Here is a 21,477-nt window from a genome sequence, read left to right as displayed (position 1 = left end):
CTTTTACGTCTTCATCACTTGATAATCATTTTCACTGATAATGATTATCGTTACTAAGTATATATTTAATATGAAATTATTTCAAGAATGATTTGAAAAATTTTAACAAACTGAATTAAAAAAAGAAGTATCTCCCTAATATTAGGGAGATACTTCTTTTTTTAGAAATTTATATGTAATTCAACTGGACAATGGTCTGATCCCATCACTTCACTATTAATTTTCGCTTCTGTCATCTGGTCTTTCATTCTTTCCGAAACAACAAAATAATCTAAACGCCATCCGATATTTTCACCTTTGTAATCTTGCTCTTACATTTATGAATACATACATACGCACTTTATTCAGGTTATACTAATTTCAGAGGTGATGTTCTTTGCACAATGAAGGAGTTACATTAACAAATGAGTATTGGCAAGCAATTATTCATAACGATTCTTCCTATGATAGCAAATTCTTTTATGCTGTGAAATCAACTGGAATCTTTTGCAGGCCATCATGCAAATCAAGAATACCAAATAGAAACAATGTACGAATTTTTCATCATGCAGAGCAAGCATTAAGTGAAAACTTTCGCCCGTGCAAACGTTGTAAGCCAAATGGGATCACTTTACCTAATGAAGAGTGGGTAGAACAAATTAAAGACTATATCGAAAAGCATTATGACAAATCCTTAACTCTCGACATGCTTGCGGGAATGTGTCACGGTAGCCCTTTTCATTTACAACGTACTTTCAAAAGAATAATAGGGCTAACTCCTATAGAATATATACAACAATTCAGGATTCTTAAAGCAACCAAATACCTTTTACACACAAATCAATCTATTAAAGAAATTAGTACTGCTGTCGGGATAGAAAACCCAGAGTATTTCGCAACTTTATTTAAAAAGAAAACCGGCTTTACTCCTACTGAATATCGAAAAAAGAACGAGATGAAAGAGGGATACGATAATGAATTCCTACAAAAATAATTATATATATTGGACGCTACTTACACATAAAAATTGGCGATTTCATATTGCTGCAACTGAAAATGGACTATGTTTCATTGGATCACAAGACGAAAACTTTGAAGAATTAAATATATGGGCTAGAAAAAAACTGCCCCAACATATATTGATTCATAGTCCAGATTACTTGCAAATATATACGCAAGAAGTTATCGAGTATTTAGAAAACAAGCGAGAAACTTTTACATTTCCTATCGATGCTTATGGAACTAATTTTCAATTATCTGTTTGGAATACGGTACGTGAAATTCCTTATGGAAAGACATATTCTTATACAGAAATTGCTGAAAGAATTCAAAAACCTAAAGCTGTGCGCGCCGTTGCTTCTGCTATTGCTGCTAACCCTCTCCTTATTACTATTCCTTGTCACCGCGTTATTGGGAAGAATGGGAAACTAACCGGATTTAGGGGTGGATTAGAAATGAAGAAAAAATTGCTTACATTAGAAAAGTTACAGGTGGAATTCATATGACAGCAGAATATAATAGCGCATTATCTATAGCAGTTCCAAAAGAATTTTGTTTCCAAGAAAATTTACGTTATCTATCACGTTCTAACAATGAATGTATGTTTCATATTGAAGATAACAAAATTTATAAAGTTATCCCTGTTCAAGATGTAAATCCTTTAGTTGAAATTAGTGTGAATACAGATGGCAATATTCAAATACGTTGTTTAGAAGAATCATATACATCTGAAAAATCGATACGTGAAGCTGTAGCTAACTATGTAAAAGAATGGTTTGATTTAACTACTGATTTAGCTCCCTTTTATACATTAGCTAAACATGATTTACTCCTTCAAGGACCAATTGAACAATATTATGGCCTTCGTAATTTAGGTATTCCAGACTTATTTGAGGCACTTTCCTGGGGAATTATCGGTCAACAAATTAACTTAACATATGCTTATACGCTAAAAAGAAGATTAGTTGAGCAATTTGGCAGTTATGTAGAATGGGACGGTAGAAAGCATTGGATATTCCCATCACCTGAAACAATTGCAAATCTACATGTAGAAGATCTCCAACAATTAAAAATGACGACTAGAAAATGTGAATATTTAATCGGTATTGCGAAGCTTATTACAGAGAGAAAACTATCAAAAGAGGATTTACTGCAAACACAAGATGTAAAGGTTGCTGAGAAACAATTAACCGCTATCCATGGTATAGGACCATGGACTGCCAACTATGTTTTAATGCGTTGTTTAAGATTTCCTTCAGCTTTTCCAATTGATGATGTTGGTCTGCATAATGCAATTAAATTTATAACAGGTTCCGAAAATAAACCGACTAAAAATGAAATAAAAGGTTTCGCGGCAAACTGGGCTAATTGGGAGTCTTATGCGACTTTTTATTTGTGGCGAGTACTATATTAAAAAAACCAAGTAGCACATTCGTACTACTTGGTTCTTTTTTAAGCTTGCTCCTCAAAACGTCTTGCAATTTCCACAATAACTTGAACGGCTTTTTCCATAGTATCTACCGAAACATATTCAAATTTACCGTGATAGTTTTCACCACCAGTGAAAATATTCGGCGTCGGTAATCCCATATATGATAATTGTGATCCATCTGTGCCTCCGCGAATCGGATGAATATTTGGTTCAATGTCTAAACTTTTCATTGCTTCATATGCAATATCAACAATTTCTCTCACCGGTTCAATTTTTTCAAGCATGTTATAGTATTGATCATTCATTTCTAAAACGACTGCATCTTCGCCATACTTTTCTTGCATAGTCTTCACAATATTTTTAACGTTATTTTTACGCGCCTCAAAATTTTCACGATCAAAGTCTCGAATAATATAATACGCTTTACTTTGCTCAACATCACCATTTAAAGAAAGTAAATGATAGAATCCTTCATAGCCTTCTGTATATTCTGGCGCCTCTTCTACTGGTAAATACCCGTTAAACTCCATAGCCAGTTTAGTAGCATTGCGCATTTTATTTTTCGCTGTTCCAGGATGTGTATTCGTTCCGTTAAACGTTAACTTAGCACCTGCAGCATTAAAACTTTCATACTCTAAACCACCTAATGGACCTCCATCCATCGTATAAGCGAATGATGCACCAAACGCTTCTACATCAAAATGCGCTGGCCCACGACCAATTTCTTCATCCGGTGTAAATGCTACTCTTATTTTCCCGTGCTTAATTTGCGGATTATGTATTAAATGGTTCATTGCAACCATAATTTCTGTAAGACCAGCTTTATCATCTGCTCCTAGAAGTGTTGTACCATCAGTTGTAATAATGGTATGTCCTTTATATGATGGTAATTCCGGGAACTGCTCTGGTGTTAACACAACATTTAGCTCTTCATTTAACGTAATTGCATTACCATCAAAATTTTCATGAATTTGTGGTTTGACGTTTTTCCCTGTAAAGTCTGTTGCTGTATCTAAATGGGCTAAAAATCCAATTACAGGAACATCCTTGTCCGTATTAGCTGGAAGTGTTGCCATTACATAACCATTATCATCCATCGTTACTTCTGTTAAACCAATTTCTTTTAGCTCTTCCACTAATAACTTACCAAACTCAATTTGTCCTGGTGTTGTTGGTACTGTATGGCTTTCTTCATTTGATTGCGTATCAATTTTTACATATCTCGTAAATCTTTCAATAAGTTCTTGTTTCAAGTTCATTCACTCCCTTTTATGTTTCTCCCTCCATTATAATCCTTAAAACGAAATATTTTAACTTTTTTGAATGTGAAGATGTATATTTCATTTACATTGTTAACACTTTTACATACTTTACATAACAAAAAGAAAATTAGTGAACATATTTAAAGTGCAGATTAATACAAATAAATCCACCCTATTTACGACTCTCACCGTAAATAGGGTGTTTCTGTTTTTATCTCGCAATTTAAGAATATATACTACTCATTTACAATAAAAGTATATACATCATCATAAATACAGCCATTTACTTTAATCACATACTTCCCAGGTTTATTAAAACTAATTGTGTATTTATTTAACTGAATTGCTTCTTTATCTCCAGAAAGAATATCAATACTTCTGCCACTTAATACATACAATTCATTTAGATTCATCGTTACATCAATTGTATTGAAATTTTCCACTCTCACTTGCTGTGCTTCCGCAACGCTTACACTTGGTTCTAAAAACAGTAGTCCACTTAATCCAATCGTCCCCGCTAAAGCAACTCCCGCAAACTTTTTAATCTGTTTCATTACAATGACCTCCTTATAGATTTTGTGTAAAGGCAATGTCCCCCTTACACCACAAAGCCTATATGTAATGAAATGAAAAGTAAACGGGGACTGTAAGACAAAATTCTACATCTTTTTCTCCTATTGAATATAAATCCAACGTTTGGAGTTTTGACACATTTAAAATTGTTTCCCTAAACCAATTTCTCCATAATTTATTCAAAGACTGAATAATTACTTATTTATTTAACATTCTAAAAATAGTTGATAAAGATGCTTTCTATTCAAAAAAAAGACTTTGCTATAAAAGTAACTTTTACAACAAAATCCATGCAACTAATTTTATTCCTCTTTCCATAATCTCTCTACATTCATTAATTGTTCTTCTTTAAACTCCATCTTATATATATCCGGTTTTGACGTATTCATTAAAAATTCAAAACCATATTGTTTATCAAAATAGTTCATCATTAATGTCATGACAAGCCCATGTGTACCAATTACAATTTTCCATCCTTGAAAATCCATTAAGATTTCTTTTAATACTTTCACTACTCTTCTCTGGCAATCTGCATATGACTCTCCTTCCGTTCGTGCAAAGTCCGGATTAGAGAACATCTTCTGTACAAGTGGATACACCTCTTTGTCTGATATAACCTGATCCTCACTTGAAAACATACACTCTTTAAGATTTTCATATACTACTATTTCTTTTTCATGGAAATTAGCTGACTCCTCTATCGTTAGCACAGCCCGATTATAAGGACTTGAAATAAAAGTATCAATCCTCTCCGCTTTTAATATGTCAGTTACTCTACGGGCATCCATATGTCCCCTCTCAGTTAACCCGCGCATTCTTTCATTTCCTTCTAGTTTTGGTGATTCACCATGTCTAACCATATAAATATATGTGCTCATAATTTCTCCTTAAAATTTTTTATAAAGTGAAACTTTAATTAGCCCTTACTAATCGGGCTTTTACAGGAAAATAGCGAGATAAGTTAATAAATCACGTTCATTTATCCCATTTCAACACTTAGGCGTAATACTACAATACTTTATAAACTGTGCTGATTTGTTCGTCTAATCCATTCTCCTACTAAACTCTCAAATAATTCAGGCTGCTCAATTTGCAAATTATGTCCTGCCATATCTAACACTGCTAATGTTGCCCTTGGATATTCTTCAATAATTTCTATAATATTTTGATAACCTACTGATATATCTTGTCTTCCAGTCAGTAAAAGAACGGGATTTTCATATTTTTTACGCTGAAAATCCATAGTAAGAGAGTAATTCTTTTGCAACCTTTCAATAAATTCATCATTAGCAACATCTAACCCAGGCTTAATTTCTTCTTTAAATCGCTTATATGTATATTCATTTGCTATTACAGCTAACTCACAAAATGCCTCTCTTTCTGTGGAAGTGAGCGTATTTAAAAATTCCTCATCTTGTACAATTACCTGTTTATCTGGAAGAATCCTTTTTTCTGGCTCCGCTACAACAACAGGACATACTAATAGTAATCCGCTAACTCTCTCAAACATCTTTGCAAGTATACCTTTGGCTAAATAGCCTCCATATGATTCTCCTACCAATAAAAATTTTTCAGTAGAAATGATTTCCTCAATAAATGTGATAAGCACTTCTACTATACGATCTGAACTATTTATCCAATTTGGAGCATTCGATTTTCCCATTCCAGGTAAATCAATATATATTCGCTTATAACCTTCATATTTCTGAAATACTGATTCCATACATTTCATCATTAACCTATGGTCAGGGGCGCAGCCATGTATGATAATGACCGGTTTACCCTCTCCCACAATTTCATAGTATATTTCTGCATCTTTAATTCGATATATCATAAAAAAGCCTCCCTATTTAGTGGCAATACTATTCCACTCTGTAAGAATACACGTTCTTATTTTACATCCTTTCTCAACATTTTCACAAATGTTAATTTTCAGATTAAAAATAAAAATCTCACAAAAAAAGATACTCATCATTTTATATGCAATTTTGCATCTCCACTTACAAATCACTAAAAAAACTTTACAATTCAAAGGATGACTAAATATACAATTTCTATTTAAAGTCTTGATACAGTCTATACTATCAACCGCAATATTTTTTTAACCTTAAGAATACTCACACTCTTTAACACTTTCCTTATAAACATGATTTTTATAAGGAAATCTGATACAATTCTTAAATAATATTATTATGTATAGATATAACGAACATAGTGCATAATTAAAGAAGGTGATTTCATTGAAATTAAATAAAAATTTACAATTATGTATATTAATCGGAACATTAATATGCTATTCAATCTATTTTATGTTTTTCTATCTATTCCCTACTCATTTTTCAAATTCAGATGTACGCTTCGCTTCACTTGTCGTTGAAGCCATTACATTTGTATCACTGATTTACTCTATATATTCTAAGAAAGTCAGTTCAAATCCGTTTTGGATATGTATTACAATAGCAATTGGTAGTTTTTTATTAGGAAAAATAGTATATACATATCAAGATAGCTTCTTCGAAATTCCAATACATCGTTTTACGGTTTCTGATGTATTTTACATGTTTTTTCTATTTTTCTGTCTTATCGCTTTCTGCTATAAAATCTTAAAGGAATGCAATAAATGGGAAAAAGCGTTCTTTATTTGTGATATATGCATAGTGCTTACTTCCATATTCACATTAGAATGGTATTTATTTAATCAACCAAATTTAAATATATTCGCTCTTTCACTAGGAGATGTTTTCCTTTCATTTTTATACCCAATTGCAGATTTATTATTTCTACTGCTAGGTGTTAGTCTCTTTTTCCGTCCAACAATTTTTAATTCCAAACGGAAAATTTATATCTTTATTTTTGTATTAATAAGTTCTGCAACTTTTAACTATATTTATTTTTACTTAAATAACCACTTATCAACTGAAACTATAATATTATTACGTCTTTTATATAGAATACCTATATTACTTATTGCAATAGCTGGCTCTATTTCAGAAGATCATAATACCCATAAAAATTATTTCCTTGTAAACCCTATAATAGGAAAAAAAGCTTTAGTTGTATTTCCCTATCTTGCTGTTGCAATACTAATCGGGTTTACATTAAAAGAAAAAACATCATCTTCAACTCTCATTACAGGAAATTGTATTACTTTTATTTTCGTACTCATTCGTCATTCTATCGTACGTATGCAAAACAATTCCTTAACAAAACGTTTGCAGGCATTTAATGCCCAACTAGAAGAAAAAGTTACTTTACGGACGTCTGATTTAGTTCATAAATCAGAGGCTCTTTCTCAAAAACAGCAAAAGTTTAAATCATTATATGAATATCATCCTGACCCTATCTTCACCATTGATTTAAATGGAATATTCTTAAATGTAAATAAGGCTGGGAGTGTACTACTTGGAGCACCAACGGATGAGTTACTAGGTGAAACTTGTTTTTCGATCATTTTAGATGAAGATAAGCATAAGCTAGCATTGGCATTAGAAAAAGTGAAACAACAAGAATCGGCATTCTTACAACTTAGTTCTCAATATAAAGATGGCTTTACTTATTTTTTATACGTTACAATCATTCCTATTATAATAGACGGACAAATTTCAGGAAGCTATATTATGGTGAAAGATATTACTGCACTAAAAAAACAGCAAGAAGAAATAAAATATTTAGCATTCCATGACACTGTAACGAAAATTGGGAACCGTGCCTTTTTCCATAAGAAATTAAAGAGAGTTATAAAAAATGCTAAAATAGCAGAAAGCGAGTTTGCATTATTATATTTAGATTTAGATCGCTTTAAAGCAATTAACGATACACTTGGACATTCATCAGGAGATTACATATTAGAAGAAGTAGCAAAGCGATTCCAATCATGTCTTCCATCACATACTCATCTTTCAAGAATCGGTGGCGATGAATTTACAATCATAATTGAAAACTATACTGACGAAGATTACTTATTCCAATTATGTAACCAATTATTTGAATGCATGAAAAAGTCATTTATCATACATGAGCATAAATTAACTTTATCACTGAGTATCGGCATCGCTATTTATCCACATTCCGGAATCGATACCGCTACACTTCTGAAAAACGCTAATGTTGCAATGTATGATGCAAAAGCAAAAGAGCTTAACTCTGTCTCTATTTATGACGATGTAATCGCTAAAAAAATTGAAAGACGATTACGATTAGAAAAAGATTTACCAAACGCACTACAAAATGAAGAATTGTTCCTTTTGTATCAACCTCAAGTTGATAGTGAATCTAATAAAATTATCGGTGCAGAAGCTTTAATTAGGTGGAATCATCCTGAATTAGGTATTATTTCTCCATACGAGTTTATTCCGATTGCAGAAGAAACACTACAAATTATTTCAATAGGAAAATGGACATTAGAGCAGGCTTGCAAGCAAATGAAACGTTGGCACGCACTCGGATATTCACATTTAAAAATAGGTGTAAATTTATCTGCTAAAGAATTTGAACAAGAGGATTTTGTAAAGTCTATTTCTTCTACTTTAACAAATACAGGTTTACCAGCAAGCTCTCTTGATCTTGAATTAACAGAGCGAATTGCAATGATGGATGAGCGAGAAACATTGATAAAACTGCGTACACTAAAAAGTTTAGGGATTCACATTTCTATCGACGATTTTGGTACAGGTTATTCTTCGCTAGCCTACTTACCTTTGTATCCAATTGATACGTTAAAAATCCCGAGAGAATTTATTACAATGTCTGAAACATGTGATGATGGAATGGAAATTATTAAAACGATCATCACATTAGCAAATACATTAGGAATGTCTGTCATTGCTGAAGGTGTAGAAACGAAAGAGCACGTAAATTTCCTTCAAAAAAATAAATGTCAGTTTATTCAAGGTTATTATTACAGTAAACCTATTCATATTCATGCATTTACTGAGCTATTAGAAAACGGCATTCACCGATAGTACATAACTAATTAGAATAAATAATAATGAATTTGAACAAATATAGTAAAAAGGAAAGAAAATACCTTCTTTCCTTTTGTTTTTCTATTTACATTTCTATTACTCCACCACTTCATTTATTATATCTATTATTTGATGAATTCCCTCATCATTTGTTTTCTTATATCCATTCATGTTTTGAATATATTTCTCCTTATTTGTATACAACTTATTTGCTGCATGTATAAATGTATTCGTACTTACTCTGTCTTGGAGTATAACTTCCGCATATCCTTGCCGTGAAAAATATTCAGCATTTAAAACTTGATCTCCCCTGCTGGAACTGTTAGTTAACGGGATAAGCAACATCGGTTTCTTCAAAAATAACAATTCAGAAATAGCAGTAGAACCCGCTCTGGAAACTACAACACTTGCCATATTTAGTATATGCGGCAACTCGTCGCCTATATATTCAAATTGCATATACCCCTCCATGCCAATAGATGGGTCTACCTTCCCTTTACCACATATATGAATAATATTAAAGTTTAATAGTATTGTATCTAAACATTCCCTTACCATATCATTTATCCACTTAGCACCTTGACTCCCACCCATAATTAATAATACTGGTTTATCTTGCTGAAATTCACAATATCTTCTTCCTCGTAATACGTTACCCTTCTCAATTTCTTCCCTTACAATTGGTCCTACATAAACCTTCTTCTCATTACTTACATTTTCTCCTGTCTGAGGAAATGTTGTGCATAGCTTTGTAGCAAAAGGTAATGCTATTTTATTGGCAAGTCCTAATGTGCTATCTGGTTCACGTATAATTATAGGCACACGATTTAACCATGCTCCTATAGCTACAGGAACTGAAACAAATCCTCCTGCTGAAAAGATAACGTCAGGCTTTGTTTTCTTAATTAATTTATAACTTTGTAAACAACCTCGTATAATTTTAAAAGGATCTTTAAAATTTTCCCAATCCCAATATCTCCTAAGCTTGCCCGTTGAAACACTATTGTATTTAACATTTTGCACTAATGATTTTTCAATTCCATTTTTGGATCCAATATACTCGACTCTCCAGCCTTTCTCTATAAATTTAGGAATTAATACAATATTAATCATAACGTGTCCGGCTGTACCGCCCCCAGTAAAAAGAATCGTTTTGCTCATAACTTATACCCACCTTTATTATTAAAAATCTAGCTTTATATTTACCTTTTAAATGTAAATAAAATTATTATTTTTTATATAAATCTTTAACTCCACCTCTATATCTTGTAAAAGATCTTTAATGAGTTCATAAAAATCATTTCCATACTCACTACACTCGTATTGAGCAAAGATTTGAATCACATATCTAGTTTCCGTCTCTAATGCTGACTTTATTTGATTAACCCTTTTTTCTTCTACATACGCTTGATATTTATGTATTGCCTCATAAAGACGCAATACATGCGCTTCTTCATCTCTCCAATCCAACGCATCAACAATTGAAAGAAATAGCGTATTTTGATTATCTATTATTTCATAATCATTCATATATTTTTTACACCCTTTTTTGTTTTTCATTGCATGCAGATGTCACTACACTTCGCATACTCAAGTACATCTTTTAATGATTGATGAAATTCAATTTCTGGGATCCAACCTAACCTTTTTATTTCCTCTATTGCTAAACTCTCATTTGAGTCGCTCCCACTTTTCTCTGTTTCCTCTATAAAAAAATTTAGCTGTGTTAATTCTTTATATTGTTCTAGTACATTTAACAAAGATCGTTTTACTCCTGATCCGATATTATATTGTTTTCCATTTATTCCATCTCGTAATAACACATGATACGCTTTAATCGCATCACGTACATCTAGAAAATCTCTACTATCTTTCAAACTGTTTACTTCAATAATGGCTTTACTTCTACCTGATTCTATATCTATCATTTTCTTTGCGAGAATCGAACAAATGCCATTCGATTCCCCTGGACCAATTAAGTTTGAGGGCTTTGCAATGATAATATTTGAATCCATTAATCCTCCCCAAGCCTCTGCAATAATAACTTGCATCGTTTTACTTAAACTATATGGATTTGAAATTTTTATTTCGTTCATACTATCTGCTTGCAAAGCAGATCCTATAACTAATGTTCTACAATGCGAGGCTTCTTGCTTAATTGCTTCTAATAAATATAATGTTCCTATTACATTAACCTCTATATATTCAAGGGCAGCTGTCCAAGATTCTATAACCGAATTCCTTCCTGCTAAATGCAATACGTAGTCTGGCTTTATTTGTTTCATTACCTTCATTACTTCGCTCTTATTAGTTAAATTACAAGTAATACCATTTCTAATTTTTTCTCCATATGCACGATTTTGAAACATAGGAATTACATGAAAGCCCTGCTGTAAAAAATAGTGGCAAGCATGGCGTCCTGTGAAACCATTTGCACCAGTTATTAAAAGGCTCGCATTTTTTTTCATCGCAAAAACCCTCCTTTTAATAGCATTTGTTTCACCTCATGTTTTGCAAGTAAATCTTGTTGAGAACTAAAACTCTTCACATCCACTAGAGGATAGCTTGAATAATATTGTTGAAGTCCTTGTATAGGAATAGTCGGTAGTACCACAAAATAATTTTGATCAAAACTTATACTTGTTTTACTCTCTACCTCAGATAGAAGCATTTCACTTAATTTTTCACCCGGTCTTATCCCTACCTCTTTTACCTTAACATTTTCTTTTCCGGAATCTTCAATTAATACTTCTGCTAAATCTGTTATTTTACATGCCGGCATTTTCATAACAAAGATTTCCCCGCCTCTACCTTGAGATACGGCTTTAAATAACAACCCAACAGCATCTTCAACTGTTAAGAAAAATCTAGTCATATTCGCATCGGTAATCCCTACTTGTGAAGATTTTTTAATTTGTTGTTTAAAAAGTGGTACTACACTTCCACTCGTTCCTAAAACATTTCCACCACGAACACAAATGAATTTTGTTTTCTTCGTTTGTATATTCGCATGAACCATTAATTTTTCACCAATTGCTTTTGTCATCCCATACGTATTTGATGGATCAGCTGCTTTATCAGTTGAAACATATATAACTTTTTCAACTTGCATCTGTATAGAGGCTTCAATTACATTTTGCGTACCATGTATATTGGTTTTTATAGCTTCATAAGGATAATACTCACATACTGGAACATGTTTTAAAGCTGCAAGATGGAACACATAATGTACACCTTGGCAAGCATAGACTAGTTGATCTTTATCACGAATATCTCCAATAATAAATTTTAACCTATCATCATTTATAAACTGTTGCTGCATTTCAAACTGAACCGTTTCATTTCTTGAAAAAATTCTAATTTCTTTCGGTGATTTTTCTAATAGTTGTTTTATAAGTTCATGCCCCCACGAACCTGTACCACCAGTAATTAAAATTATTTTATTTAACATTCTTCTTCCTCCTACGAAACATCTCAATTTAAATAATATTTATTGAATTATTTTCAATTGATTCAAATCATAATCGTCGTTTGTTACATTTAATTGACAAAATAAAAAAACAGAAACTATTAAACGTAGTTTCTGTTTTTCATTTCATCTCACAACAGTAAGATTTTTTATACTGTTTGCATGATAAATAAATTCCTTGTAAAAAAACACCGCTCATTTATTTCTTATACTCGTAATAAAATAAATAGAATGATTCATAGCCAATAATCATATTTAAATTTATGAAAAAGGGAGGTAACGGAATGGACCGAAGCAATTCAAATCATACATATAACGGACCTTCCAAAGCACTGCCTCTCTCCCTATTCGACGTAAAAAATGAATTGAAACAAAAAAGCAAACTTATTCCTTCTGACACCATGTATAAATTAACGAAAGAAGAACAACTCATCATCAACAAAATAAAAATACAAACAGAACAACTAAATAAAAATAATGTTACAAGAACACGCGCATACTACCAATTTTACATTCAATATCCAGAAATACATTGGGCACTGCTTGGGCATATGGTATCACGTAACGGCGGTTGGAATATGACTGATTTAAAGGGCGATTTATATACGAGAATTTTATCAGAGAAAGATCAATTCATATTTTTTTCTTTTTTAGAAAGAGGGAATTGGCTTATTTTCCAAGATGTATACCCTCAATTTTTACTTTACGAACAAAGTGTAAAGAGATCACAAAAGTTATTTCACCTTCTCCCTCACCTAAATGTTTCTACATTTATGGAAACGATGTGGAACCATTTTTGGAAAACAGGTAACAAAAAAACTTTAGCAATTGCAACTATTATTAATGAACAAAACTACTTAGAAAAAAGAGTAATTCAAAATGTACAATTTAAAAAGACTGTACTAAATAGTATTGGATTTAAACTCTTTGATTTCTTTCAGTTTAATCATATCCTTTTCCCATTCTACGAAAATGATAAGAAACAAAAAGTATTACTATTTGGTGATACAATGAAACATTTCACTTCCTTACATGAACGGATATTAATTGGAAAAAGATTGTACTCATTATTATTTCGAGATACACATGTTTTATCTCAAATAATAAGCTGGGCTCAACACCATCCACATACAGGATCTAGGAAAGATTACTGGCCCCATTTATTTTCAAGTGTAAATGAATCTTTTTCCCGTGAGTTTTATAAGCGCCGAATTAAGAAATGCCAGTTACGAAATGGCTCTTATCGTATATACAGCCCTGCACTCATCTATGCATGGCGAGATATGAAGCATGAAGAAGTTGACAGTGAAGATTGGTTTACCGATTGGCAAGTTGTAAATTACTTAGTTGATAAGGAGGAAAATATAAATGGACAAATTACAGAAGACTACTGCAAAACACTCGAAAAAATTGAAATCGCCATTCTCGCAAAGAAAAATGTCCTCCTCCGAGAAGAAGAATGAGTTTCTAGCATTAGTAGTTACAATCTTTCTCTCTTCTATTATTGCAACTTGCTTAGATGCCTTTTTTGTTCATAAACAAATATATTCCTTTCCGGCTAGGCCCTTCTCATCCACATTTTCTGTTAATATAGCTTTTACATTGTTCGTACTGCCGATTTTAACAGTTATCTTTATACACATTTCAAAAAAATTATCTAAAGTTTCTAGAATTTCATTTATTATTTCAATCGGTATTTGTGCTAGCCTTTTTGAACAGATTGCTGAAAGTTTAGGTTTATTTGTACATAGTGCGAATTGGAACCATACATATTCTTTATTTGGTTATATAATTTTTCATTCTTTTATTTGGAACGTATATAATTGGATAAAAAAATAAAGAGACCATTATAGGTCTCTTCTTAAGCATACTCTTCCGTTATTACTAATGGTGTCAATGTTTGAAGGCTTTTAGAGCGTAAACGATAGGCAACGACTTTCTTCTTATATTGCTTAATGACATCAACATGTTCCTCATAGCTATATAGCGAAAATCTAATCTCTTTACTCCCTTTCTTCGTATCAATGACTATTGGTGTCCCTTCTCCGTGCGGCGGGAAATAATGTTTATCTAAAAACAACGCCTCATTAAATTCATGAATAACTTGTAGTTTCATTTCTCCCTCTATATTTTTTCCATCTATCGATATAGAAGTATTTTCCGCCTCAAGCTTTTGATGCAATTCAAATCTACTAATAATTGATTCTACAACAGAAGTGGGCATGCTAGAAACTAATACTTTAATAGCTCCAAAAACAAATAATGTAACTATAAACCATGTTGTCATTGTTATCATCTCCATTACATTTAAAAAATAAATTTCGTTCCATACGGTATTAGTATACTAATAAGTATTCCAGTTACAATCATCGTTACCGAACCGATAGTCGCTTCTTTCTCGCCTTCTTTCACTAAACGACTCACACCGATAATATGTGATGCACAGCCCATTCCAACTCCTTTTCCAATCGTACTTGTTATACGGAAAAACTTAAGTACTGTTGGTCCGATCATAGCACCTGTTATTCCTGCAACAACTACAAAACTAGAAGTCATAGATGGAATACCACCAATTTGATCCGCTATTGAAAGGGCAATTGGCATTGTCGCTACCTGTGGTAAAGTAGTTAATATAAGTTCCTTATCTATATTTAAAATTCCGCCAATCACTACATTCATGCTCGTTACAGCCACTATACCTATCACTACTCCGATTAGTATCGATGAAAAATTTTTCATCAGTATCTTTCGCTCTTTAAATAGAGGTATGGCCAATGCTACAATTGCAGGGCTCAATAAGCTTGAAAGAATGTTTCCCCCATTTTCCCTATACTCATGATGAGAAATACCAAAAATCAAAAATAAACAAATCATAATTGCCGTAACTGTTAACACTGGTAACGTAAATGCAAACGTAAATTTTTTATATAGCTTTGTCGCCAAGAAATAAATTGCTACAGTAATAATAATTAAGACCATTTGAATCGTGCACCTTGTCGATTTTATTTTTTTGATGTGACTAATAATTGACTTATATACCCTGAAACAATCAAAGTTACTACAGTACTTGCAACTACTAAAAGGAATATAATACTTCCCTTACTGAAAAGAAAAGACCCGTATTCCATGAGCCCTGTTGTCGAAGGGATTAAAAATAACGGTAAAAATACGATTAACTTTTCCGAACCTAACTCAAACCATTCTAACGGTAAAACGCGAGTGGAAAGGAGCAGGAACAGTATTAACATCCCTATTAAATTCCCCGGTATTGATAGATGGAATATTTCCTGAATCCACGTACCCACTAGGCTAAATACATATAGCACGCCTACTTGAAGTAAAAGCGTCACGTACTTCATTTCTTTCCCTCATTTCACTATCACACATCCATATTATGAAATCTCATTTAGCGTGTCGGCAAACCGTTTAATTCCAAGTTGAATTTGTTCTATATTCGCTCTACCAAACGTAAATCGTATATATTCATTTTTCGAACCTAAAACACTGCCCGGAACAAATGCGACACCATTCCGTATAGATTCACCTAATAAGTGATATTCATCAAACTTTCCTGTTACTTTACACCATACATGTATTCCACCCTCTGGCACGAAACATTCAACTCGTTCTCCCAATGTTCCTTCAAGCTCTGCAATTAATTCATCTCTTCTTTGCTTCAATTGTCCACGAAGTATCGTAATATGTGTATGGAAATCCTTTGATTCTAAAAATTGATTTGCTACCCACTGCGTAAATACACTATGGCCAAAATCAACTTGTTGCTTTGCATCTGCTAAACGCTCAATTACGCGTGTAGGACCAATTACCCATCCAATACGTAATCCTGATGCAACAATTTTTGATAGTGAACTTATATAAAGAACATTTCCATTTTGGTCCATTGATTTTAATGTTGGGTTCACTTCTCCATTAAAGGAGATTAAACTATACGGATCATCTTCTACAATTGGTATACCGAACTCAGAAGACAGTTCTAAAATTTTTTTACGTCTCGCTAATGAAAGCACAGTACCCGTCGGATTCTGATAATCTGGATTCAAAAATACCATACGAATGCGATGCTTTTTGTGCAAATCGATTAAGTCATCTGGATTCATTCCATGCTCATCAACAGGTAAATGAAATATGTTTAAACCGGCCGATTTAAACATTGGAAGCGAAAAACAATACGAAGGATCTTCAATCGCGATCGCATCGCCAGGTTTTAATAAACATTGAACGATAAGATTAAGCGCCTGTTGTGCTCCTGACGTAATAAGAATAGAGCTTGAATCTGCTTCAATTTGTTTATATTGCTGAACATGTGCTGCAATTGTTTTTCTCAACATCTCATTTCCAAGTGGATGGTCATAACCGAGGTTTTCCATAAATGTTTTCTCCGACAAAATTGTTCGAAATCTATCACTTGGAATTAATTCTGGTGACAGTTCACCACTTGCTAAATTAATTAAATCATCTTTTTGTGTTTCCGTTCGAATTTGTTGAACGAGTGGTACGTTAGGTAAGAACGATCCATCCTCCACGTACCTACCCCAGTTCGGTATTCGTTTATGTGAGACACCCCATATGTCTGTATTCACCCGTGTTCCGCTTCCCTTTTGCCGTTCTACTACTCCAAGTGATTTTAATTCTTCATACGCAGCTACTATTGTACTCCGGTTCACCTGTAATTCCTTTGCTAACATACGCTCAGAAGGTAACTTACTATCAGAAGGAAATTCGCCTGAAGAAATACCTCTTTCAATATAATCAGCAATTTGTTTATATACAGGTGTCTTATCTGCACGATTTGGTTTCCATTCCATATAGTTCCCTCCTTTCAAAACGAACTATCCTCATTTTTTACTAACAGTATTCACCGTAAAAATAGTATTAATTAGTCACATTTTCTTATCCGTAAATGGATATATCCAAAATGGTTCTCTTTCTGATTACTCGATAGCTTCTAAAATTCCAACTTCATACTCTCATTTCAGTTCTTTTACAAACTATCAGATCATGACCGCATACCATGTTACCCCAACTAGTAGAACAAAAAGAAGAAGAATATAGATTGCAGATAAGTTTTTCACATTTCTTTTTGTAGACTTACCGTAATTCTCCTCCACGTTTCTTGCAACTAGTACAGTCCCAAATAGCGATACAATTACAATAATAACGACTAGTGAAATTGCAAAACTCATTGTCTTTTCACCTCTCTAAGACCCATCTATTTTAATTAAAGAACTTACATAAAAACCTTCCTCTTTAAAACGTTGATAACATACTACCTTTCTTCTCTTATCATAATAGATGTTTGCAAAAAGCGGACCAACCACTTTCGTGTTTTTTTGCTCATCCACTTAAAAAATAAAAAGCAACTGATCACTTAGGACCAGTTGCTTTTTTCACACAATAATTTTTCATTTAAAATTAATTCGATTTAAAAGTTTCGCCTTTTCATAATGAAACATCGACTGAGATAACTCAAAAATTGTTCCATTTACAAGATACACTGTATTTTCAATAAGAAGCGCCGGATCACCTTCATTTAATTCTAAAAACTGTGCATTTTCTTTATTTACTTTTTCACAACTAATAACTTTATCAGCAAAACCAATATTTAATCGTAAATCTTCAATGAAATAACTGTATACAGAGCTTAATGCTATTTCTTCGTTCAAATATGGAATAATATCCTTTTTGAAATAACTTACTTCAATAGAGAATGGTTTAGCATCTACAATTCTTAAGCGCTTCAAAAAATACAACCTAGTTCCAGCTTCGCATTGCATCTGCTTTGCTATCTCTTCGTCCGCATCTATTACTTCAAGCTCTAACACTTTCGTTTCAATATTTTGTGAAACAAGATTTTTCGTTAATCCACGTAAACTTCCTAAATTAATGTAATCTGTTACAGAAGTTTCGCGTAAAAACATGCCACTACCTTGCACTTGAAAAATATAACCTCTATTCACAAGCTGACTAATTACTTTACGTATCGTATTACGGCTTACTTCAAATCGATTCATCAACGCTTCTTCTGTAGGTAGTTTTTTCGTTTCATTAAAAAGCCCATCTCGAATGTTTTGCTCTAACACATCTGCAATTTGTTTATACTTTGCACTCATACACTTTCTCCTAAAATACTCTTTTATCTGTTATAACTCTTCCCCTCTCGTTTCGATCACACGTTTATACCAATGAAACGAAAGTTTCTTCTTACGTTTTAAGTTATCATTATGATCGACAAAAATAAAGCCATATTGCTTTTTATATCCATTTAACCAACTTAAAAGATCAATCACTGACCATGCATAATAACCTTTTAAGTTAATTCCCTCTTCAATTGCACGCTTCATTACTTTTAAATGCGCTTCAATAAATTTAATTCTCGGAACATCTACAATTTCTCCGTCAATGATCGGATCTTCATCACCAAGTCCATTTTCCGTTACATACATCTTTATGTCACCGTAACGTGCTTTCAACATATGCAATCCCTCTAAGAAACCTTCGGGAGATATTTCCCATCCCCATTTTGTATATGTTTTATCATCCATTTTAACTGTTCGATAAAAACCATCAAAAGAAGAGTTACCTGGAGCAAGCGTTGAGTTTTCTCGAGAATGTTCCTCACTCTTTATATCCATATCGTATCTTTCTACTCGTATTGGTTGATAATAATTCAAGCCAATAAAATCATTTTCTTCTGCATTTTGTTTAATGATTTCTAATTCTTCAACCGTCCAATTAGGAGTCCATCCTTTTTCCTTTAATTGTTGTACAACATAAGACGGATACTCGCCTTTTAAAATTGGATCATAATACCAATACGTTTCATATTCATTCGCATGATTTGCTGCTTGTATATTTTCTTTTTGATCATCCACACTATAAGCTGGTAAGAAAACATGTGTAATCCCAATTTCACCATATTGTTTCAGCTGCTTGTACACCGCAACTGTTTTCGCGTGTGCATAAAATACATAATGAGTAGCTTGAAAATACTTTGGAACATCATTTTGTATTCCTGGTGGATGTGCACCTTTTAAATAACCTAATCCACAAAACATTACGGTCTCATTAAAAGTAATCCAATGCTTAACTCTGTCACCAAATGCCTTAAAACAAGTTTCTGCATATTTTACGAAAGCCTCTGCTGTTCTTTTATTCGTCCATCCACCATCTTTTTCTAACGGTAATGGTAAATCCCAATGATATAAAGTGACAAACGGCACAATCCCGTATTTTAAACATTCATCAATTAAGTTGTTATAAAATTCAATCCCTTTTTCATTTACCTTTCCATCTCCAGTCGGCAATATTCTCGCCCAAGAAATAGAAAAACGATACGATTCTAATCCCATCTCAGCCATTAAGCGAACATCTTCCTTATATCGATGATAATGATCAACAGCTACATCACCATTTGTTCCATTGTATGTTTTGCCAGGAATTTTTGAAAACTCGTCCCAATTCGTAACACCTTTTCCATCTTCATTCCATGCACCTTCTACTTGATAAGAAGCTGAAGCAGCTCCGAATAAAAAATCATGTGGAAACTTCATAGTATATACCTCCATTTCATTACAACAAATCAAATTCAATCATACATATAAAATTTATAGGTACAAATTTTATATGTATGATTATATCTTATGTTTTTATTTTTTTCTATTATAAAAGTACAATTTATATTGTTGGTTATTGGAAAAGAAAAAGAAGCGATATATTTTATCGCTTCTTACTCTCATCATCTTTATTCTTTTATTAATGACTTATTCGCTCTTATAACTTCTTGATACAATAATGGTGACCACTTTTCATTTATGTAGTCTTGAATTACCCAGCCCACTCTCAAAGGATTCTTTTGTTTTATATAGTTTGCAATTTCAGGATTTATATAAGAAGCATAGTAATATGGACTATTCCATGCTGTACCACCAGAAGACAAGCTTGTAAAATTAATATATAGATGATTTAAATCCTCGCTATTGTTCATCGTTTCATCCATCGTATCTTTAATAGATTTTACTTTCTCATCATAGCTCACTTTATATTTATCTTGTACTGTTACATTTGCATTTTGGTTTACAGTTGTGGTAAACGTCTCATTATCTGGCCAATAAAAATTATTATATCCTCCAGGTTCATTACTACCACTATATCTTTTTAGTAGTACAATTTTCCCACGAGCATCTCCAAGCTTTATATTTCCTTCTGTTTTTAAAAAAATAGGATCAACAAAATATTTTTTTTCAAACGTGCTACTAAATGAATCTTCTGCCCCTTTCATATCCTCATACTCTTTTTTTAAAGACATAATAATTGTTTCACTCGGGTTATCTTTTAAAAATTGTTTCGCTTCATTTATGAATTCATGCAGTGTTACGTAAAGATATAATGGCCCATGATGAAGAACTATCGTATTATCATCTGTTAAACGTCCTCTTATATCAAAAATGCGAGCTCCATGGTCCATTTGATAGCGAAAATCATATTCTTGCGTCATTCCCCATACTTGCTTAATCGGATTTTGCAACTTGAACGTCCCACTATCGTGTGTTCCTGGAATTGAAATTCGTGCTAACGGGATATTATTAGGTATAGGTTGCATCCATTTTGACAAATTTTCAAGCTCATTAACAGAGCTAGCTGCAACTACTCTCTTATCATGTAAAGCAAATACAAATGTGATAAATATTGTACTACATATGAATAATTTCAAAATTAACTTCTTATTGCTCATTATTATCCCTCTCTCTTTCTGTTTTTATATCAAACTTATTGAATATA

22 protein-coding genes and 1 pseudogene are annotated in these 21,477 nt (G+C 32.6%); 6 read left to right on the top strand and 17 right to left on the bottom strand.

The window, feature by feature from the left end; genetic code table 11:
• Positions 1 to 161 precede the first annotated feature (161 nt).
• Positions 162 to 299, bottom strand: a pseudogene (locus QCI79_RS22110) (exodeoxyribonuclease III); the annotation flags it as partial.
• 77 nt (positions 300 to 376) lie between these two features.
• On the opposite strand from QCI79_RS22110, the gene QCI79_RS22105 reads away from it, so the two are divergent.
• Genes QCI79_RS22105 through QCI79_RS22095 form a run of 3 tightly spaced genes read left to right on the top strand, consistent with a single transcriptional unit; the run spans position 377 to position 2,392 of the window.
• On the top strand, positions 377 to 973 hold the full coding sequence (locus tag QCI79_RS22105) for a bifunctional transcriptional activator/DNA repair enzyme AdaA (protein WP_000551325.1): 597 nt from the start codon (positions 377 to 379) through the stop codon (positions 971 to 973).
• On the top strand, positions 954 to 1,484 hold the full coding sequence (locus QCI79_RS22100; protein ID WP_001089839.1) for a methylated-DNA--[protein]-cysteine S-methyltransferase: 531 nt from the start codon (positions 954 to 956) through the stop codon (positions 1,482 to 1,484). The genes QCI79_RS22105 and QCI79_RS22100 overlap by 20 nt, the downstream gene beginning before the upstream one ends.
• The gene (locus tag QCI79_RS22095; protein WP_000123507.1) at positions 1,481 to 2,392 is read left to right on the top strand and encodes a DNA-3-methyladenine glycosylase 2; all 912 of its coding nucleotides are present in this window, start codon (positions 1,481 to 1,483) and stop codon (positions 2,390 to 2,392) included. The genes QCI79_RS22100 and QCI79_RS22095 overlap by 4 nt, the downstream gene beginning before the upstream one ends.
• A gap of 38 nt (positions 2,393 to 2,430) precedes the next feature.
• Here QCI79_RS22095 and pepT read toward each other — a convergent pair whose 3' ends face one another.
• The 4 genes from pepT to QCI79_RS22075 all read right to left on the bottom strand — a co-directional run bounded on the left by pepT (position 2,431) and on the right by QCI79_RS22075 (position 6,079).
• On the bottom strand, positions 2,431 to 3,663 hold the full coding sequence (gene pepT, locus QCI79_RS22090; RefSeq protein WP_000807014.1) for a peptidase T: 1,233 nt from the start codon (positions 3,661 to 3,663) through the stop codon (positions 2,431 to 2,433).
• 245 nt (positions 3,664 to 3,908) lie between these two features.
• A complete protein-coding gene (locus tag QCI79_RS22085) occupies positions 3,909 to 4,226 on the bottom strand; it encodes a hypothetical protein (RefSeq protein ID WP_000809497.1) in 318 nt (105 codons plus the stop codon).
• Positions 4,227 to 4,547: 321 nt separating this feature from the next.
• Positions 4,548 to 5,123: a histidine phosphatase family protein gene (locus tag QCI79_RS22080; protein ID WP_000109184.1), complete on the bottom strand. Its 576-nt coding sequence runs from the start codon at positions 5,121 to 5,123 to the stop codon at positions 4,548 to 4,550.
• Between the two features lie 140 nt (positions 5,124 to 5,263).
• Positions 5,264 to 6,079: an alpha/beta fold hydrolase gene (locus QCI79_RS22075; protein ID WP_000640330.1), complete on the bottom strand. Its 816-nt coding sequence runs from the start codon at positions 6,077 to 6,079 to the stop codon at positions 5,264 to 5,266.
• Between the two features lie 406 nt (positions 6,080 to 6,485).
• On the opposite strand from QCI79_RS22075, the gene QCI79_RS22070 reads away from it, so the two are divergent.
• On the top strand, positions 6,486 to 9,206 hold the full coding sequence (locus QCI79_RS22070) for a putative bifunctional diguanylate cyclase/phosphodiesterase (RefSeq protein WP_021727642.1): 2,721 nt from the start codon (positions 6,486 to 6,488) through the stop codon (positions 9,204 to 9,206).
• Positions 9,207 to 9,305: 99 nt separating this feature from the next.
• Here the strand turns inward: QCI79_RS22070 and QCI79_RS22065 are convergent, their stop codons facing one another.
• The 4 genes from QCI79_RS22065 to QCI79_RS22050 are packed head-to-tail and all read right to left on the bottom strand — an operon-like array spanning position 9,306 to position 12,660.
• Complete coding sequence (locus QCI79_RS22065; protein ID WP_000047554.1) at positions 9,306 to 10,370, bottom strand: undecaprenyldiphospho-muramoylpentapeptide beta-N-acetylglucosaminyltransferase; 1,065 nt, start codon at positions 10,368 to 10,370, stop codon at positions 9,306 to 9,308.
• A 48-nt stretch (positions 10,371 to 10,418) separates the two neighbouring features.
• Positions 10,419 to 10,769 (bottom strand): DUF6572 domain-containing protein, encoded by a 351-nt coding sequence (locus tag QCI79_RS22060; RefSeq protein ID WP_002101267.1) that lies wholly within the window; start codon positions 10,767 to 10,769, stop codon positions 10,419 to 10,421.
• Positions 10,766 to 11,677, bottom strand: coding sequence for an SDR family oxidoreductase (locus QCI79_RS22055; protein WP_000739083.1), 912 nt, complete (start codon positions 11,675 to 11,677; stop codon positions 10,766 to 10,768). Before QCI79_RS22055 ends, QCI79_RS22060 begins: the two co-directional genes overlap by 4 nt.
• Positions 11,674 to 12,660 carry a UDP-N-acetylglucosamine 4,6-dehydratase family protein gene (locus tag QCI79_RS22050; protein WP_000932591.1) on the bottom strand — a complete coding sequence of 329 codons (987 nt, stop codon included), beginning with the start codon at positions 12,658 to 12,660 and terminating at the stop codon, positions 11,674 to 11,676. Before QCI79_RS22050 ends, QCI79_RS22055 begins: the two co-directional genes overlap by 4 nt.
• 302 nt (positions 12,661 to 12,962) lie before the next feature.
• Between QCI79_RS22050 and QCI79_RS22045 the strand changes: the two genes are divergently transcribed.
• Together QCI79_RS22045 and QCI79_RS22040 are read left to right on the top strand one after the other, a co-directional pair.
• Positions 12,963 to 14,141, top strand: coding sequence for a DUF2515 domain-containing protein (locus tag QCI79_RS22045; protein ID WP_000376163.1), 1,179 nt, complete (start codon positions 12,963 to 12,965; stop codon positions 14,139 to 14,141).
• Positions 14,116 to 14,517: a CBO0543 family protein gene (locus QCI79_RS22040; RefSeq protein WP_033667178.1), complete on the top strand. Its 402-nt coding sequence runs from the start codon at positions 14,116 to 14,118 to the stop codon at positions 14,515 to 14,517. The genes QCI79_RS22045 and QCI79_RS22040 overlap by 26 nt, the downstream gene beginning before the upstream one ends.
• A gap of 22 nt (positions 14,518 to 14,539) precedes the next feature.
• Here QCI79_RS22040 and QCI79_RS22035 read toward each other — a convergent pair whose 3' ends face one another.
• The 8 genes from QCI79_RS22035 to plcA form a co-directional block, all read right to left on the bottom strand.
• Entirely contained in the window at positions 14,540 to 14,965 is a 426-nt protein-coding gene (locus tag QCI79_RS22035; RefSeq protein WP_000214645.1) for a YfmQ family protein, read from the bottom strand.
• A gap of 20 nt (positions 14,966 to 14,985) precedes the next feature.
• Complete coding sequence (locus tag QCI79_RS22030) at positions 14,986 to 15,657, bottom strand: LrgB family protein (protein WP_000242946.1); 672 nt, start codon at positions 15,655 to 15,657, stop codon at positions 14,986 to 14,988.
• 23 nt (positions 15,658 to 15,680) lie between these two features.
• Positions 15,681 to 16,037, bottom strand: a complete 357-nt coding sequence (locus QCI79_RS22025) for a CidA/LrgA family holin-like protein (protein WP_000878484.1) — start codon at positions 16,035 to 16,037, stop codon at positions 15,681 to 15,683.
• A 33-nt stretch (positions 16,038 to 16,070) separates the two neighbouring features.
• Positions 16,071 to 17,504: a MocR-like pyridoxine biosynthesis transcription factor PdxR gene (pdxR, locus tag QCI79_RS22020; protein ID WP_000454966.1), complete on the bottom strand. Its 1,434-nt coding sequence runs from the start codon at positions 17,502 to 17,504 to the stop codon at positions 16,071 to 16,073.
• Between the two features lie 186 nt (positions 17,505 to 17,690).
• Positions 17,691 to 17,882, bottom strand: coding sequence for a hypothetical protein (locus QCI79_RS22015; protein ID WP_000006459.1), 192 nt, complete (start codon positions 17,880 to 17,882; stop codon positions 17,691 to 17,693).
• A gap of 219 nt (positions 17,883 to 18,101) precedes the next feature.
• The gene (locus QCI79_RS22010; RefSeq protein ID WP_001274908.1) at positions 18,102 to 18,809 is read right to left on the bottom strand and encodes a GntR family transcriptional regulator; all 708 of its coding nucleotides are present in this window, start codon (positions 18,807 to 18,809) and stop codon (positions 18,102 to 18,104) included.
• A 30-nt stretch (positions 18,810 to 18,839) separates the two neighbouring features.
• Positions 18,840 to 20,249 (bottom strand): glycoside hydrolase family 1 protein, encoded by a 1,410-nt coding sequence (locus QCI79_RS22005; RefSeq protein ID WP_000671630.1) that lies wholly within the window; start codon positions 20,247 to 20,249, stop codon positions 18,840 to 18,842.
• A 191-nt stretch (positions 20,250 to 20,440) separates the two neighbouring features.
• Positions 20,441 to 21,430: a phosphatidylinositol diacylglycerol-lyase gene (gene plcA, locus QCI79_RS22000; RefSeq protein WP_021727564.1), complete on the bottom strand. Its 990-nt coding sequence runs from the start codon at positions 21,428 to 21,430 to the stop codon at positions 20,441 to 20,443.
• Positions 21,431 to 21,477 lie beyond the last annotated feature (47 nt).

This window comes from Bacillus cereus group sp. MG1 (assembly GCF_040460035.1).
Classification (GTDB): Bacteria; Bacillota; Bacilli; order Bacillales; family Bacillaceae_G; genus Bacillus_A; species Bacillus_A cereus.
This window is presented reverse-complemented; position numbering and strand designations above follow the sequence as displayed.

What these genes read in the sequence shown, in the direction of transcription:
- QCI79_RS22100 (WP_001089839.1), top strand. Translation starts at nt 954, where the DNA reads ATGAATTCCTACAAAAATAATTATATATATTGGACGCTACTTACACAT.
- QCI79_RS22095 (WP_000123507.1), top strand. Translation starts at nt 1,481, where the DNA reads ATGACAGCAGAATATAATAGCGCATTATCTATAGCAGTTCCAAAAGAA.
- QCI79_RS22085 (WP_000809497.1), bottom strand. Translation starts at nt 4,226, where the DNA reads ATGAAACAGATTAAAAAGTTTGCGGGAGTTGCTTTAGCGGGGACGATT.
- QCI79_RS22080 (WP_000109184.1), bottom strand. Translation starts at nt 5,123, where the DNA reads ATGAGCACATATATTTATATGGTTAGACATGGTGAATCACCAAAACTA.
- QCI79_RS22075 (WP_000640330.1), bottom strand. Translation starts at nt 6,079, where the DNA reads ATGATATATCGAATTAAAGATGCAGAAATATACTATGAAATTGTGGGA.
- QCI79_RS22065 (WP_000047554.1), bottom strand. Translation starts at nt 10,370, where the DNA reads ATGAGCAAAACGATTCTTTTTACTGGGGGCGGTACAGCCGGACACGTT.
- QCI79_RS22060 (WP_002101267.1), bottom strand. Translation starts at nt 10,769, where the DNA reads ATGAAAAACAAAAAAGGGTGTAAAAAATATATGAATGATTATGAAATA.
- QCI79_RS22055 (WP_000739083.1), bottom strand. Translation starts at nt 11,677, where the DNA reads ATGAAAAAAAATGCGAGCCTTTTAATAACTGGTGCAAATGGTTTCACA.
- QCI79_RS22050 (WP_000932591.1), bottom strand. Translation starts at nt 12,660, where the DNA reads ATGTTAAATAAAATAATTTTAATTACTGGTGGTACAGGTTCGTGGGGG.
- QCI79_RS22045 (WP_000376163.1), top strand. Translation starts at nt 12,963, where the DNA reads ATGGACCGAAGCAATTCAAATCATACATATAACGGACCTTCCAAAGCA.
- QCI79_RS22040 (WP_033667178.1), top strand. Translation starts at nt 14,116, where the DNA reads ATGTCCTCCTCCGAGAAGAAGAATGAGTTTCTAGCATTAGTAGTTACA.
- QCI79_RS22035 (WP_000214645.1), bottom strand. Translation starts at nt 14,965, where the DNA reads ATGACAACATGGTTTATAGTTACATTATTTGTTTTTGGAGCTATTAAA.
- QCI79_RS22030 (WP_000242946.1), bottom strand. Translation starts at nt 15,657, where the DNA reads ATGGTCTTAATTATTATTACTGTAGCAATTTATTTCTTGGCGACAAAG.
- QCI79_RS22025 (WP_000878484.1), bottom strand. Translation starts at nt 16,037, where the DNA reads ATGAAGTACGTGACGCTTTTACTTCAAGTAGGCGTGCTATATGTATTT.
- pdxR (WP_000454966.1), bottom strand. Translation starts at nt 17,504, where the DNA reads ATGGAATGGAAACCAAATCGTGCAGATAAGACACCTGTATATAAACAA.
- QCI79_RS22015 (WP_000006459.1), bottom strand. Translation starts at nt 17,882, where the DNA reads ATGAGTTTTGCAATTTCACTAGTCGTTATTATTGTAATTGTATCGCTA.
- QCI79_RS22010 (WP_001274908.1), bottom strand. Translation starts at nt 18,809, where the DNA reads ATGAGTGCAAAGTATAAACAAATTGCAGATGTGTTAGAGCAAAACATT.
- QCI79_RS22005 (WP_000671630.1), bottom strand. Translation starts at nt 20,249, where the DNA reads ATGAAGTTTCCACATGATTTTTTATTCGGAGCTGCTTCAGCTTCTTAT.
- plcA (WP_021727564.1), bottom strand. Translation starts at nt 21,430, where the DNA reads ATGAGCAATAAGAAGTTAATTTTGAAATTATTCATATGTAGTACAATA.